The 14,118-nt window shown below is 67.4% G+C and carries 12 protein-coding genes; 7 read left to right on the top strand and 5 right to left on the bottom strand.

Features of this window, described 5'->3' with window-relative positions:
* Positions 1 to 515: 515 nt before the first annotated feature.
* Together GIW57_RS18775 and GIW57_RS18770 are read right to left on the bottom strand one after the other, a co-directional pair.
* Positions 516 to 782: a DksA/TraR family C4-type zinc finger protein gene (locus tag GIW57_RS18775; RefSeq protein ID WP_025879161.1), complete on the bottom strand. Its 267-nt coding sequence runs from the start codon at positions 780 to 782 to the stop codon at positions 516 to 518.
* A gap of 106 nt (positions 783 to 888) precedes the next feature.
* On the bottom strand, positions 889 to 1,446 hold the full coding sequence (locus GIW57_RS18770) for a DUF2058 domain-containing protein (RefSeq protein ID WP_236512343.1): 558 nt from the start codon (positions 1,444 to 1,446) through the stop codon (positions 889 to 891).
* Between the two features lie 61 nt (positions 1,447 to 1,507).
* On the opposite strand from GIW57_RS18770, the gene GIW57_RS18765 reads away from it, so the two are divergent.
* The 3 genes from GIW57_RS18765 (at position 1,508) to GIW57_RS18755 (ending at position 4,386) form a co-directional block, all read left to right on the top strand.
* Positions 1,508 to 2,008, top strand: coding sequence for a M48 family metallopeptidase (locus tag GIW57_RS18765; RefSeq protein WP_059064772.1), 501 nt, complete (start codon positions 1,508 to 1,510; stop codon positions 2,006 to 2,008).
* A gap of 46 nt (positions 2,009 to 2,054) precedes the next feature.
* Positions 2,055 to 2,753, top strand: a complete 699-nt coding sequence (locus GIW57_RS18760) for an RNA pseudouridine synthase (RefSeq protein WP_236512342.1) — start codon at positions 2,055 to 2,057, stop codon at positions 2,751 to 2,753.
* A 64-nt stretch (positions 2,754 to 2,817) separates the two neighbouring features.
* On the top strand, positions 2,818 to 4,386 hold the full coding sequence (locus GIW57_RS18755) for a phospholipase D family protein (protein WP_236512341.1): 1,569 nt from the start codon (positions 2,818 to 2,820) through the stop codon (positions 4,384 to 4,386).
* Between the two features lie 3 nt (positions 4,387 to 4,389).
* Here the strand turns inward: GIW57_RS18755 and GIW57_RS18750 are convergent, their stop codons facing one another.
* A complete protein-coding gene (locus GIW57_RS18750; protein ID WP_100461347.1) occupies positions 4,390 to 5,469 on the bottom strand; it encodes an HDOD domain-containing protein in 1,080 nt (359 codons plus the stop codon).
* Between the two features lie 269 nt (positions 5,470 to 5,738).
* Here GIW57_RS18750 and GIW57_RS18745 point away from each other — a divergent pair, with 269 nt between their 5' ends.
* On the top strand, positions 5,739 to 6,836 hold the full coding sequence (locus GIW57_RS18745) for a Glu/Leu/Phe/Val dehydrogenase dimerization domain-containing protein (protein WP_100461351.1): 1,098 nt from the start codon (positions 5,739 to 5,741) through the stop codon (positions 6,834 to 6,836).
* Between the two features lie 82 nt (positions 6,837 to 6,918).
* Here the strand turns inward: GIW57_RS18745 and GIW57_RS18740 are convergent, their stop codons facing one another.
* Positions 6,919 to 9,756 (bottom strand): autotransporter serine protease, encoded by a 2,838-nt coding sequence (locus tag GIW57_RS18740; protein WP_236512340.1) that lies wholly within the window; start codon positions 9,754 to 9,756, stop codon positions 6,919 to 6,921.
* 181 nt (positions 9,757 to 9,937) lie between these two features.
* Between GIW57_RS18740 and GIW57_RS18735 the strand changes: the two genes are divergently transcribed.
* The 3 genes from GIW57_RS18735 to GIW57_RS18725 all read left to right on the top strand — a co-directional run bounded on the left by GIW57_RS18735 (position 9,938) and on the right by GIW57_RS18725 (position 12,139).
* Positions 9,938 to 11,113 (top strand): thiolase family protein, encoded by a 1,176-nt coding sequence (locus tag GIW57_RS18735; protein WP_100461359.1) that lies wholly within the window; start codon positions 9,938 to 9,940, stop codon positions 11,111 to 11,113.
* A 124-nt stretch (positions 11,114 to 11,237) separates the two neighbouring features.
* Positions 11,238 to 11,579: a hypothetical protein gene (locus GIW57_RS18730; RefSeq protein WP_089236409.1), complete on the top strand. Its 342-nt coding sequence runs from the start codon at positions 11,238 to 11,240 to the stop codon at positions 11,577 to 11,579.
* Positions 11,580 to 11,728: 149 nt separating this feature from the next.
* Positions 11,729 to 12,139 (top strand): hypothetical protein, encoded by a 411-nt coding sequence (locus tag GIW57_RS18725; RefSeq protein WP_100461364.1) that lies wholly within the window; start codon positions 11,729 to 11,731, stop codon positions 12,137 to 12,139.
* Positions 12,140 to 12,450: 311 nt separating this feature from the next.
* Here the strand turns inward: GIW57_RS18725 and GIW57_RS18720 are convergent, their stop codons facing one another.
* Entirely contained in the window at positions 12,451 to 14,088 is a 1,638-nt protein-coding gene (locus GIW57_RS18720; RefSeq protein WP_236512339.1) for an acyl-CoA dehydrogenase family protein, read from the bottom strand.
* Positions 14,089 to 14,118 lie beyond the last annotated feature (30 nt).

The raw sequence follows: 14,118 nt of genomic DNA, 5'->3' as shown, positions 1-14,118 counted from the left end.
CCCTCTACAACGACAAGGCGAACCGCCTCGTCCCTCATGCCCTGAGTGATCTGTTTTGCCATGGGTCTACCTCGATGCTCGAAAATGATCCTATCGAGTGTCCAAGTTGATTAGACCACCGCAACCCGTCCATGGGGGCTTGGCAGCCGCATCCATGCGGCTGACACCCCGCAAACCCACAGTACCCCGCCTTCGACAGATCTCCGCGATCTGTAATCCACGCCATGCGTGGATGCTCTTCCATCAAATTCCAATATCGAAATATTCGATTTCCATCGATTCATCCACGCGCGACGTGAATCCAACAGACATCTGGAAACTGTCAGAGGTGGGGCGGTGTCGGATTGCGGGGTGTCAGCCGCATGGATGCGGCTGCCAAGCCTACAAGGACGTACTTGCGGCGTCCCCGCAATCCGACAGCGCCCCACCACCCCACGGAATGCCAGCTTTTGCTGTTGCCTTTGCCTTGGTTTGAAGCATCTGCAGGTGCAGGGCGCAGCCCTGCCGAACACCCCTTACCGCAACTGGCTGTCCTTGCTACCGCGTCGGTTGTAGCCACTCTGCGCCTGTTCCTCTTCGTCGTGCGCCTGCTGGCAGTTCACGCACAGCCGAACCCCAGGCACCGCCTGACGCCGCGCCAAGGGAATCGGCGCGTCGCATTCCTCACAGTGTTCCAGACCCGGGCCCTGGCGCAGCTGGCGCCGCGCGCGGGCAATCGCATCGTCGACGGTGGCGTCGATCTGGTCCTGGACCGCGCCATCTCCGGCCCAACCGGTAGCCATGGCCATCCTCCGCAGGTGTGTCGCCTGATATGGGGACGATACACCCCGCCGCAATCGGTATCGCCGGGCCATGCCCGGCGGACGCTGCGGCCGGTTCAGCGCCGCCTTACCAGACCAGATCGTCGGGAACCTGGAACTGTGCGTAGTAGGCGTCGTCCTCGGCGTTGCCGGTGGAAATCTCGGCGCTGGAGCCGGGCGTGCCATGGTCAACGATGATGGCTTCCGGGGCGCGTTCACGCACTTTTTCAGCCGCCGCGCGTGGCAGCACCGCGTAGCTGTCGCCATGGGCCACGATGACCAGCACGCCCACCGACAACGCCTTGCGCAGTTTGGTATCGATCAACAGGGTGCGGATCACCGCGCCATCGCTGAAGCGGTACTCGTCCTCGCCTTTGCGCGGCACGGCATGGGCGCTGATGATCTGCTTGGCCTGCGCCTTGCGCTCCGCCTGCTTGGCGTGCGCGTTGCGCTCGGCAGCCAGCGCACGGTCACGCTCGATCTTCTCGGCCCGGGCGCGTTCAGCTTCGCGCTGGACCTCGGCCGAGGTCGACTCGGCCTTGCCCTGGCGGGCCTTGGCCTGTTCACGCGCGGCGGCGCTGGCCTGCGACTTCTTGGCCAGGCCGGCCTTGAGCAATTGTTCCTGCAGCGCGTTGGGCTTTGCCATGGTCGATACGTACCGCGTGTAATCTGGATGCCCCATTCTACCGACGCGCCGACGCCCCTGCATGGCTGTACTGAAGTACCTCACCGGCTACCCCGAACCCCTGGTCGCCCAGGTCAGCGACCTGCTGGCACAGGGCAAGCTCGGCCCGTGGCTGCAGCAGCGCTACCCGGACCCGCATGAGGTGCGCAGCGACCGCCAGCTGTACGACTACACCCAGGACATGAAGGACCGCTACCTGCGCAAGTCGGTGCCGCTCAACAAGGTCTGCTACGACAACACGCTGGAAGTCATCAAGCATGCCCTGGGCACCCACACCGCCATTTCCCGCGTGCACGGTGGCCGGCTAAAGGCCAGCCGCGAGATCCGCATCGCCACCGTGTTCCGGCAGGCGCCAGCCGCCTTCCTGCGCATGATCGTGGTGCACGAACTGGCGCACCTGAAGGAGGCCGACCACAACAAGGCCTTCTACCAGCTGTGTCAGCACATGGAGCCCGATTACCTGCAGCTGGAGTTCGATACCCGGCTGTACCTGACCGAGCTGGCCAACCGTGGCCAGCGCTGAAACGGCGTAGCGGCTACACTGCGCGCCCCCTGCCCGACCTTTCGCCATGGAACCGACCCGACTCGACAAACGCCTGTCCGCCCTGCTCGGCATCCCGCGTGGTGAAGCGCGGCGCTATATCGAGGGCGGCTGGGTCAGCGTCGATGGCGAGGTGGTGGAACAGCCGCAGCGCCCGGTGGACGAGAGCGCCAGCATCGTGGTGGCCGAGCAGGCCAGTGACAGCAAGGCCGAGCGCGCCAGCATGCTGCTGCACAAGCCGGCAGGCCTGCCGGCCGATGCCCTGTGCGCGCTGATCCGCACCGAGACCCGCAGCGAGCTGGATGCCAGTGACATCCGTCCGCTGCAGCGGCACTTCCACGGCCTGCAGCTGGCCTCCTCGCTGCCGGCCGACGACAACGGGCTGGTGGTGGTCAGCCAGGATCCGGCGGTGCTCGCGCACCTGCAGCGGAACCTGGGTCGCACCGAACAGGAGTATCTGGTCGAAGTGGCTGAAGGCGGCCCGGAGCGTGGCCCGTGGCTGATGGCCCGGCTGCAGCATGAAGCCGGCGGCCCCAAGGTCAGCTGGCAGAGCGAGCAGCGCCTGCGCTTTGCAGGCAAGGGGCTGACCGCGAGGGGACTGAGGACTGCGGTGACGGCCGCCGGCCTGCAGGTTGTGGCGGTGCGCCGCCTGCGCATCGGCCGGGTGGCGCTGGGCCCGCTGGCCGTGGGCCAGTGGCGCTATCTGGGCAGCGACGAGCGGTTCTGAGTCACTTCATCCACGCATGGCGTGGATCTACCTCCAGGCGTGGTGGGGAACTACCATCGGCGTCATGAGTCTGCGCAAACCCCTATGGCGACGCCTGCTGCGCGTCGCCGCGATCATCGTCGCCGCCCTGCTTCTGCTGGTCCTGTCCGGCCTGCTGCTGGCCGACCACCTGGCCCCGCAGGCACGTGGCGAAGCGTCGCAGGTGCTGCCACTGCAGCCTGCGCAGACGCCCATCGATCGACAGATCATGCCCCTGCAGGCCGCCCATCCTGGGCAGTCTGGCGTGGCCTTCCTCAGCGATGGCATGGATGCGTTCGCCGCCCGCGCGATGATCACCGAACATGCCGGCCGCAGCCTGGATCTGCAGTACTACATCTGGCACGACGACCTGATCGGCCACCTGATGGCCAAGGCGCTGTACGACGCTGCCGAACGTGGCGTGCGCGTGCGCATCCTGCTCGATGACATGAACGCCAAGGACAAGGATGCGCTGATGATGGCGCTCGATGCGCATCCCAACATCGAACTTCGCCTGTACAACCCGTTCCGCAACCGCAGCGGCATCGCCCGCACGCTGGAGCTGGTGCAACGCGCCTTCAGCGTGAACCACCGCATGCACAACAAGAGCTGGATCGCCGATGGGCGCATCGCCATCGTCGGTGGCCGCAACATCGGTGAGGAGTATTTCAGTGCGCGCAGCGACGTGAACTTCCAGGACCTGGACCTGGTGGTGGCCGGCCCGGCCGTGCAGCAGGCCAACCAGATCTTCGACGATTACTGGAACAGCGACGCGGCGATTCCAATCTCGGCGCTGGCGACCTACACCGATGCGCAGCTGCGCCAGCTGGTACGCCAGTCCGATCTGGACGCGCTGCATGCGCAGGCGCAACCGTACCTGCAGCGCGTGGCCGAGTCGCGCCAGCGCCAGCGCGCCAGCCCGGAGCCGCTGCACTGGAGCACGCAGGTACGGATCGTGTCCGATCCACCGATGAAGCACCACGGCGATGCGCACGACGACTGGCTGGTCACCGCGCTGGTCCGGCAGCTGCAGTCGACGCGCTACAAGGCCCTGTTGATCTCGCCGTACTTCGTGCCCGGCAGCGAAGGGCTGGACGGCCTTTCGGCGATGGCCGGCCGTGGCGCCCAGGTCGGCGTGGTGACCAACTCACTGGCAGCCAACGACGTGGCCGCCGTGCACGGTGGCTACATGGGCTACCGGGTGCCGCTGCTGAAGGCCGGCGTGCAGCTGTACGAACTGAAGGCGAGCGGCCAGAGCGGTGACAGCAGCCTGTTCGGCAGCAGTGGCGCCAGCCTGCACACCAAGGCATTGCTGGTCGACGACCGGCGCGGGTTCGTCGGATCGTTCAACCTCGATCCGCGTTCGGCCTATCTCAACACCGAGATGGGCGTGCTGTTCGACGACCCGGTGCTGGGCGCGCAACTGCGCGCAGAGTACCTGCGCCTGGCCAGCCCGGAACACAGCTGGTGGCTGGCACTGGGCGCTGATGACGAACTGCGCTGGCTGCAGCGCGAGCCGCCGCCACACTGGGTCGATGCCGAGCCCGGCAGCAGCCTCGGCAAACGCTGGACGGCACGGGTGATCAGCTGGTTGCCGCTGGAATCCCAGCTGTAACGATCAGGGGGCGAGCCCCTCGCCATCGCCGTGCAGGCTCTCGTCCAGGGTTTCCACATTGCGCCCATGCAGGCGCCGCCAGATCCAGCGCAGCGCGTGCGGCGGCGCTGCCGGCAACTGCTCCAGCAAGGCCAGCATGCGGCCCTGGCTGGCATGCCCGTGCCGGCACAGCAGGCTGGCCGCCGCAGCGGCACTGGCCAGTCGCAGGCTGTCGGCCAGCGGACCGTCAGCGTCAGGCGCCAGGGCCTGATGCACCGGCTCTGGCAGTTCCCAGGCGGCAGCTACCCGCTGTGCCAGCGGTAGTGACCACTGCTGCAGCAACTGCAGGGCCAGCGCCGGCTCCACCTCTTCGCCGCGCGCCTGTGCTTCCTGCAGCAGTTGGCGCATGACCAGCGCCGCGCCCAGGCCCTGCACCAGGCCCAGCCATTGCGCAGCGAAAGCATCGCCGAAGGTGACCGTGCGTGCGTGGTCGGCGGCCGCGCGCGAAGCCAGCAGGGCGTGCTCCCAGATGATCGAACTGAACTGCGGGAACACCTCGCACTGCACCTGCATCACCGGCTGCACCAGCACTGCGCTGATGATCTGCCGCACACCTTCGGTGCCGACCAGGGTCACTGCCCGCTGCAGGCTTTCCACCGGCCGCTCGTGCACCTTGTAGGCCGGGCTGTTGGCGATCCGCAGCAGGTTGCCGGTCAGCACCGGATCCTGGCCGATGATCGCGGCCATCACCCGCGCCGATGCAACGTCGTCATTGACCGTCTGGATCAGCTGCGGCAGCAGTTGCGGGCGCCGCGGCAGCTGTCGGGTGGCCCAGTCGCGGTCCTGCAGCGCGCGGTCCACCGCCTCGGCCAGACCCGACGCGCTGACCGCAGTCGGTTCGCCGGCCAAGCGCGGATACAGGGCCAGCGCATGCAGCCCACGCTGCAGGTGAGCGGCGACCTCGGCCGCCGGCAACGCGTCACCCTGCAGGCTGGCCGCCGCCGCGGCCACGGCCTGGCGGGGGGCTGCGGCCAGACGTGCCGGGGTCTTCCCGGTCAGCTGCGACAGCCAACGCAGCACGGATCGCCACCACGCTGCGGTCATTGCCGCCCATCCTGTCGTTGTCCTGCTGCTGCCACTGCCTGCGCCTTCATCACATCCGGCCACCTGCCGTCGTCGCAGCATCGGCCGCACTTTCATCTTCTTTAACCCGGGTGCTTCCTGCGTCGACGGCATATCCCGGGCGAATGGACTAGAATGGCGCCGCGCGACCCGTCCCCCTGTACCGACGACGTCGCTTTTTTTGTTTTCGGACCCTACCGTTCATTGGCAGTTCGCCGCAGTTCACCGCAGATCGCGCCATCGGAGACCCCATGCTATTCGAAACCCTCGCAACCACCGGCCACGAACAGGTGGTGTTCTGCCACAACCAGGATGCCGGCCTGCGGGCGATCATCGCCATTCACAACACCACCCTGGGCCCCGCCCTGGGCGGGGTACGCATGCGCCCCTACGCCAGCACCGACGATGCGCTGGCCGATGTGCTGCGGCTGAGCCGCACGATGACCTACAAGAATGCGCTGGCCGGTCTCAATGTCGGTGGCGGCAAGGCGGTGATCATCGGCGACCCGAAGGTCGACAAGAGCGAGGTGCTGTTCCGCGCCTTCGGCCGCTATGTCGATTCGCTGGGCGGCCGCTACATCACGGCCGAGGATGTCGGTACCGACGTCAACGACATGGAGAACATCTACCTGGAGAGCCAGTTCGTCACCGGCGTGCACCAGGTCCATGGCGGCTCCGGTGATCCGGCACCGTTCACTGCCTATGGCGCGCTGCAGGCGCTGATGGCCTCGATGCGCTTCAAGTTCGGCCATGAGGAAGTGGGCAAGACCAGCATCGCGGTGCAGGGCCTGGGCCATATCGGCATGGAACTGGTGAAGCTGCTGCGCGACCGTGGCGCCAAGCTGTATGTCACCGATCTGGACAGCGCGCTGGTGGATCGTGCGGTCAACGATTTCGGCGCCGAGGCCGTCAAGCCGGACGAGATCCACGAAGTGAACGCCGATGTGTTCGCGCCGTGTGCGTTGGAAGGCGCGATCAACGCCGACACCCTGCCGCGGATCAAGGCGAAGATCATCTGCGGCACCGCCAACAACCAGCTGTCCAGCCTGGAGATCGGCGACGAGCTGCATGCGCGCGGCATCCTGTACGCGCCTGACTACGCGGTCAACGCCGGTGGCGTGATGAACGTGTCGCTGGAAATCGACGGTTACAACCGCGAGCGCGCGATGCGGCTGATCCGCAGCATCTACCACAACCTGACGCGCATCTTCGAACTGTCGCAGCGCGAGAACATCGCCCCGCAGCGTGCCGCCGACCGGATCGCCGAAGCGCGCATCCTGTCGATCGGCAAGCTGAAGATGCCGCTGGGCCGCAGCACGCCGCGCCTGGGCAACCTGCGCGGCGGCTGATCGCCGCCCTCGCGGACCGGGCGCGTGCCGACCGTGGGTCGGCACCGCCGGATAGACGCGCCGGGCAAGCCCGGCGCCATGATCAGAAGCCGGTGCTGTAGCGCAGCGCCGCCTGCCGTGCATCGTTGCCACCCACGCGCTGGTCGATACCCAGGCTCAGGCGGCCATTGCGGCCCCACCACGATTCCAGCGCCAGGCCGAACAAAGCACTGCCACGCGGTGCGTCGACACCGGCCAACGGCGCCCAGGCATCAATGCCGACGAAACTTGCCTGCCAGGCCTGCTCACCGCCATCCAGCCGTTGCTGCCATTCGGCATGGCCGCGCAGGGTCCAACGACCCCACTGCCGCTCACCCCGCAGGCCCGCCAGCATCTGGTTGCGCTGTGCACGTGACGCCTCACCGCGCAGGCCGAAGCCGAAGCCGCCCTGCTCGCTGAAGCCATCGGTATCCAGGCGCGTGCTGCTGGCCCCCAGATACGGGGTCAACGACGCACCGATACGCCCGAAACGATAGCCGCCTTCGACGCTGGCACTGCTGAAACGCCCGCCGTAGCGCGCGGACACACCGTAGGCACCGGCACCCAGCAGCAACTGGCGGTCCAGTTCCCGGGTGAACTGGCCGGTGCCGAACTGGGCCAGCGCATAGCCACGCCCCAGGTTCCAGCCGGCATACAGCTGCGCCTGCGTCTGGCGGTCACGCCCACGATCACCACTGAAGTTGCTGCCGCCGTTGCTGCGGGTTTCGCCGAAGGCCATGCCCAGCAGACCATTGCTGCCCAGTGCCACGTCCTGGCCTGCCATCCAGCCCTGGCTGTCGGCGGCGTTGCCGGCAAAGCTGCCCTGCCCGGCTTCGCCCAGCGCGCTCTGCCAGGCGCCACGCAGCTTCGGCGCTGCCTGCACGCGGTCGAAGCGCTCGGCAACCGCACGGCGCGACATGTCCACACTGTCGAAGGTCGAGGCCTCAGCACGCGCATGCGCCTGTCCGGACAGACTCTCCAGGCTTGCCGACAGACCATCGGTACCGCCTGCCGTGCGCTGCAACGCGCCGGCGGCCGCACCGAACGCCGAACCCTGCAGGTTCGCGTTGCTGTCCAGCGCGGTGAATGCCGACGCCACCCGCAGTGCCGATGCCTGTGCATTGGCACCCAGGCCGGACGCGGCGGCGGAAACGTTGACCTGGGTCAGGTCCATCCACGCGTCGTTGCTGCCATAGCCGTACTGTGCCTGCAGCAGGGTCAGGCCGTTGGCGCCGGTGTTGGCCACTGGTGTGGTGAACGTACCGTTGATACCGCCGTTGGCATGGATCAGGTCCTGGCGGCTGCCGACCTGCGGCACATAGCCGGAAACGATGCCATCGACCACCACGCCACCGGCCAGGCGCGCGGTGCCGGTCACCTGCAGCGCGTTCACGCCCAGCGCGACGATCAGCTGCGCATCCGGCTGCTGGCTGTAATTGCCTTCGATGGTCGCGGTGGTGTTGGCGTTGACCAGCACCACGCTGGCGCCGTTGTCGACGTTGCCGATCACCCGCGGCGTGCCCGGCATGAACTGCAGGCCGGCCATCGAGGCACCGCCGACACCAGAGATGCTGACGTTGGAACGGACCACTGCGCCGCCGCGCAGGGCCAGGCTGCCGCGCTCGATGCGGGTAGCGCCGCTGTAGCTGTTGTTGCCGCTCAGCTCCAGCCGGCCATCGCCGCGCTTGACCAGGCCGCCAGTGCCGGCAATGTCGTTGCTCCAGATCGAGCCCGAGGAAGCCGCATCGACATTGACCGTGACATCGCCCCAGTCGAAGCGGCCGGGACCGTTCACCGCCTTGCCGACGTTGAGCATGCCGTAGCCGTAGATCGGATCGACGCCCGGCGCACCGATGTCGGTGGCGGTGCCGAGCAGGGTCTGCCGCACCAGATCGTTGTCGAAGTACGGATAGCGCTGCCAGACCAGTGCAGCAGCACCGGAGATCAGCGGCGCGGCGAAGGACGTGCCGTAGTTCCACAGGTATTTGCCGGTACCCGGCTCCGGGAACACTGCGCTGCCGGGAGCAGTCAGGCAGTAGCGTGCGGTGTCGCCACAGGCATTGGCCCAGGGGGCACGTTCACCCGGTTTGTTCGGATCGATCGCGGTGGCCACCAGCCAGCCTTTTTCAAGATCGGCTGCCGGCAGTGATCCGCCGACGCCACGCTGGCTGGGCAACGCGGCCACGCTGCTGGGCTGGTCGCGCCCCTCGTTGCCTGCGGCGAACACCACCAGGCCACCGTGGTTGATGATGAAGGGGCGATATTCGGCCGCGACCTGCGCGGTGGTGCCGAGGTCGGTCCAGTACAGGCCGCCCCAGGAATTGTTCATCACCTTCACGCCATAGCTGATCAGGTCCTGATGGACCCCGGCCACGCCGAGCGTGCCGCTGAAGGAATTGCCCTTGCCGCTGCCGTCATCCTTGGGCGCGGTGTCGGAAATGATGCGCGCCGAGACGATCTCCGCACCCGGTGCGATGCCGCCGGGCCAGACGCCCACCGATGCACCGGCGGCCAGGCTGGCGACGGCCGTGCCATGGCCAAGCACGTCATCGACGTTGAGATTGTTGCGGCTCGGATCGATGTAGTTGAGGTTGGCCACCACCCGCCCGTTCAATGCCTCGGCGTTGCGAAGCACGCCCGAATCGACGATGCCGATGCGCACCCCACGGCCGGTCGCGCCAGTGGCCAGTGCGGCACGCGCGTTGGTCTGTGCCAGATGCGCATCCACAGCCGGCTCCAGCGGCTTGGACGCGGGAGGCGGGGTGACCGGTGGGGTGACCGGCGGCGTGGTCGGAGGCGGGTCGATGCGCACGTTGCTGCCGCCGCCTCCACCGCCACACGCCGACAGCGCCACCGCCAGCGCCGATGCCAGGACCGACCTTCCCATCGTCTTACGTTCCATCGTTTCCTTCCCATGAACGTTGGCCTGCCGCCATCCGGGCAGGCATCCAGTACTGCCCAGCGGCAGTCTTCGCCGACCCTCTATACTGAGCCGACCCCCACGCAGTCTGCCGGGAAACGGCGCCGCTTCCAACGCCCGTCGTCTCCTTTCCGAACATTGCTCACGCATCAACGAGATTGCCATGTCCAACATCGTCATCGCCGCCGCCAAGCGCACTGCCATCGGCTCCTTCCTCGGCCAGTTCAACGGCGTTCCGACCCCGACCCTCGGCGCGGCCGCCATCGCCGCCGCGCTGGAACAGTCGGGCGTTCCTGCCAGCGACGTCTCCGAAGTCCTGATGGGCTGCGTGCTGCCGGCCAACCTCGGCCAGGCCCCTGCCCGCCAGGCAGCGATCGCCGCCGGCATCCCGCTGTCGGTCGGCGCGACCACCCTCAACAAGGTCTGTGGTTCGGGCATGAAGGCCATCATGCTCGGTCATGACCTGATCAAGGCCGGCTCGGCCAAGGTCGTGGTCGCCGGTGGCATGGAATCGATGTCCAACGCCCCGCACCTGCTGCCCAACTCGCGCACCGGCAACCGTTTCGGCAACTTCCAGGCCGTGGACCACATGGCCCACGACGGCCTGGTCAACGCCTACGACGGCAAGGCCATGGGCGAATTTGCCGAATGCGCCGTGGACAAGTACCAGTTCACCCGCGAAGAGCAGGACGCCTACTCCATCGAGTCGGTCAAGCGCGCACAGGCAGCCCAGGCCAACGGCGCCTTCGCCGACGAGATCGTTGCGGTGAAGGTCGCCACCCGCAAGGGTGACGTCGAGGTCGCCAGCGACGAGCAGCCCGGCCGTTCGGACATCGCCAAGATCCCGACCCTGCGCCCGGCCTTCAAGAAGGACGGCAGCGTGACCGCCGCCAGTTCCTCCAGCATTTCCGATGGCGCCGCTGCCGTGGTCCTGCTGACCGAAGAAGATGCCGCGGCACGCGGCCTGCAGCCGCTGGCGCGCATCGTCGGCCATGCCACCCATTCGCAGGAACCGGAGTGGTTCACCACCGCCCCGATCGGCGCCATCCACACCCTGCTGGAGAAGACCGGCTGGTCGCTGGACCAGGTCGATCTGTTCGAAATCAACGAGGCCTTCGCCGTGGTGGCGATGGCACCGATGCGCGAACTGGGCATCCCGCACGACAAGCTCAACGTGAATGGCGGTGCCTGCGCGCTGGGCCATCCCATCGGTGCCTCCGGCGCACGCCTGGTGGTCACCCTGGTCAACGCGTTGCGCACGCGCGGCGGCAAGCGCGGCATTGCCACCCTGTGCATCGGCGGTGGCGAAGCGACGGCAATCGCCATCGAGTTGATCTGAAAGGGTTTAACGTCTATTTCGCAAAAATGAATGCGGGATCGCTTGACACCCAATCTTGGCTTGTCATCATGTTGTCGGCGCGCAGCATGCGCGTTGCCTAATTCTAACGACGAGGATTTACACAATGAGCATCAACAAGCTGCTGGTCGCGATGTCCCTGGCTCTGGCCCTGGCCGCCTGCTCGAAGCAGGAAGCTGCCCAGGACGCCGCTGCTTCGGCCAACCAGGCCGCCACCGAAGCCCAGGCTGCTGCCGACCAGGCCGCCGCTGCTGGCGCCCAGACCGCCGACGCTGCCCAGCAGGCCGCTGACACCGCCGCCACCGCTGCTGACGCTTCGGTTGACGCCGCTGCCCAGGCTGCTGGCGCTGCCACCGACGCTGCTGCCGGCGCTGCTGCCGACGCTGCCAAGGCTGCTGAAGGCACCGCCGAGAAGGCCAAGGACGCTGCTGAAGAAGCGAAGAAGTAATAACTTCTTTCTTCAAGCTGTTCTGAAGAAGCCGCTGGTTCGCCAGCGGCTTTTTCTTTGCGCGCCGTTTCGTGCGCAGGTCACCACCACGTCTTCACAACGGTATGAATAGGCTGGCGTCCCCATCCATTGCAGTACCGGAGACCGCCATGAAGATTCGCCCGCTGACCACCACCCTGCTGGCCGCCTCCCTGCTACTCGCACTGGCTGCCTGCAAGGGCCCGGAAGCCGAACAGGCCAAGCAGGATGCCGCGCAGGCCGCCGACAGCGCTGGTGCCGCCGCACGTGATGCCGTCGACAAGGCCGCAGAAGCAACCCGCAATGCCGCCGACAAGACCGCTGCTGCCTCCGAGCAGGCTGCCGCCGACACCCAGCAGGCGCTGGACAGCGCTGCCGCAGCCACCGCCAACGCGGCCGACAAGGCAAAGGTCGCAGCGACCGATGCCGCCGCGCACGCCAGCGACGCCACTGCCGATGCCGCGCAGAAGGTTGCCGACAAGGCTCGCGATGTGGCCGACGACGCCAAGGCCACTGCCGCCAAGGAAGAGGCCAAGCACTAAGGCCTCAGCGTTCGCCGGGCATGGCCCGGCGTTACCGGATAAGCCGAGCATAGGCTCGGCTCTACAGGAAAAGCCGCGGCATCGCCGCGGCTTTTCTGCTTTCTGCTTCTTCTGTTGATTCCGTGCTGGACGCGCACGGAAGCCGTCCAAGGCCGTGCGGGTGGGCTGCGCAGGGGTGTCCGCGGCATGGATGCCGCGGCCAAGCCCCCAGGGATGGGTTCACGGCGTCCCCTGCGCAGCCCATCCGCACGGCCCGCTCACGATGCAGCCTCTGCACCGCCCACCACGAGGGGCTCCGCCGTTGGCCACCACTACGGCAACGCGCGCGCCAGCATCCCCACCACATCCACCCCGGCCGGCAGCGTGCCGAATGCCAACCCATGTTCGCCCTGCAGCCGACCGCGGATGAACGCATCGGCCATCGGACTGCGTGCACGCAGCAACAACGCCGCCTGCAGCAGCAAGGCCGTGCGTTCGCAGAACACGCGCGCCTGTGCCTCCTCCGGTGCCGCCGCATCGCGCCACTGCTGCAGCGCCGCCGCATAACGCGCATCACGGTCGGCCACCGCCTCCAGTTCACCGTGCAGTGCCGCCAGCACCTCCGGTTCGCGCGCCAGCGCGCGCAGCACATCCAGGCACTGGATGTTGCCGCTACCCTCCCAGATCGAATTCAACGGCGCCTGCCGGTACAGCCGCGGCAACATCGATTCCTCCACGTAGCCGGCACCGCCCAGGCATTCCTGTGCTTCGTTGACGAACGCAGGCGCACGCTTGCATATCCAGTACTTGCCCAATGCCGTCCCCAGCCGCGCAAGCGCGGCCTCGGCCGGATCGCTGCCGGCGTGATCGACCGCGCGCGCGATACGCATCGCCAGCACCGTGGCGGCTTCCGATTCCAGCGCCAGATCGGCCAGCACGTTGGCCATCAGCGGATGGTCCATCAGTGGCTTTCCAAAGGTGCGCCGATGCCGCGCGTGGTGCAGCGCCTGCGCCAGCGCCATGCGCATTTCCGCCGCAGCGCCCAGCATGCAGTCCAGCCGGGTCATCATCACCATGCCGATGATGGTGGCCACGCCACGCCCTTCCTCGCCCACCCGCCAGGCCTGCGCCCCACAGAACTCCACTTCGCTGGAGGCGTTGGCCCAGTCGCCCAGCTTGTCCTTCAAGCGCATCAGGCGGAACGCATTGCGATCGCCGTCGGCCAGCCGCCGTGGCATCAGCAGGCAGGTCAATCCGGCCGGCGCCTGCGCCAGTACCAGGAAGCCATCGCACATCGGTGCGGAGAAGAACCACTTGTGTCCGATCAACCGATAGCGCTCGCCATCGATGGGTTCGGCGCGGGTAGTGTTGGCGCGCACGTCCGAGCCGCCCTGCTTCTCGGTCATGCCCATGCCCAGGGTGATGCCGGCCTTGTCGGCCACCGGCACATCACGCGGGTCGTATACCGGTGCGGCGGCCTTGCGCGACCACTCGGCCAGATGCGGCTGCCCGCGCAGCACGGCTACCGCTGCATGGGTCATGGTCAACGGGCAGCTGGTGCCGGCCTCGGCCTGGTGGTGCAGGTAGCTCAGCGCAGCGCGTGCGACATGGGCGCCGGGCTGCGGCTCATGCCAGGACAACCCGGCAACGCCGTGCTCCTTCGCCGTCTGCATCAGCTGGTGGTACGCCGGATGGAATTCCACGGTATCGATGCGATGGCCCTGCGCATCATGGGTGCGCAGGCGTGGGCGGTCGCGGTTGGCGTCGAAGCCGATGCGGTACAGCTCGTCCCCGGCCAGCCCTCCATACACCGCCAAGCGTGGCGCGAACGCTGCCGCGCCCTCGCGCTGCACGGCCTCCATCAGTGCGATGTCGTCGGTCCACAACTGGCGACCGGCGAACGGTGGCGGCTGGTTGAGCACCACGTGGGTTTCGTAGGGAGCGCTGCTGTTGAAGCTCGGTGCACTCATCGGTTCCTTCCCCGCCGGCAAGAGGTGTGC

The organism is Stenotrophomonas sp. PA-6-5C (assembly GCF_021605635.1).
Classification (GTDB): Bacteria; Pseudomonadota; Gammaproteobacteria; order Xanthomonadales; family Xanthomonadaceae; genus Stenotrophomonas; species Stenotrophomonas lactitubi.
This window is presented reverse-complemented; position numbering and strand designations above follow the sequence as displayed.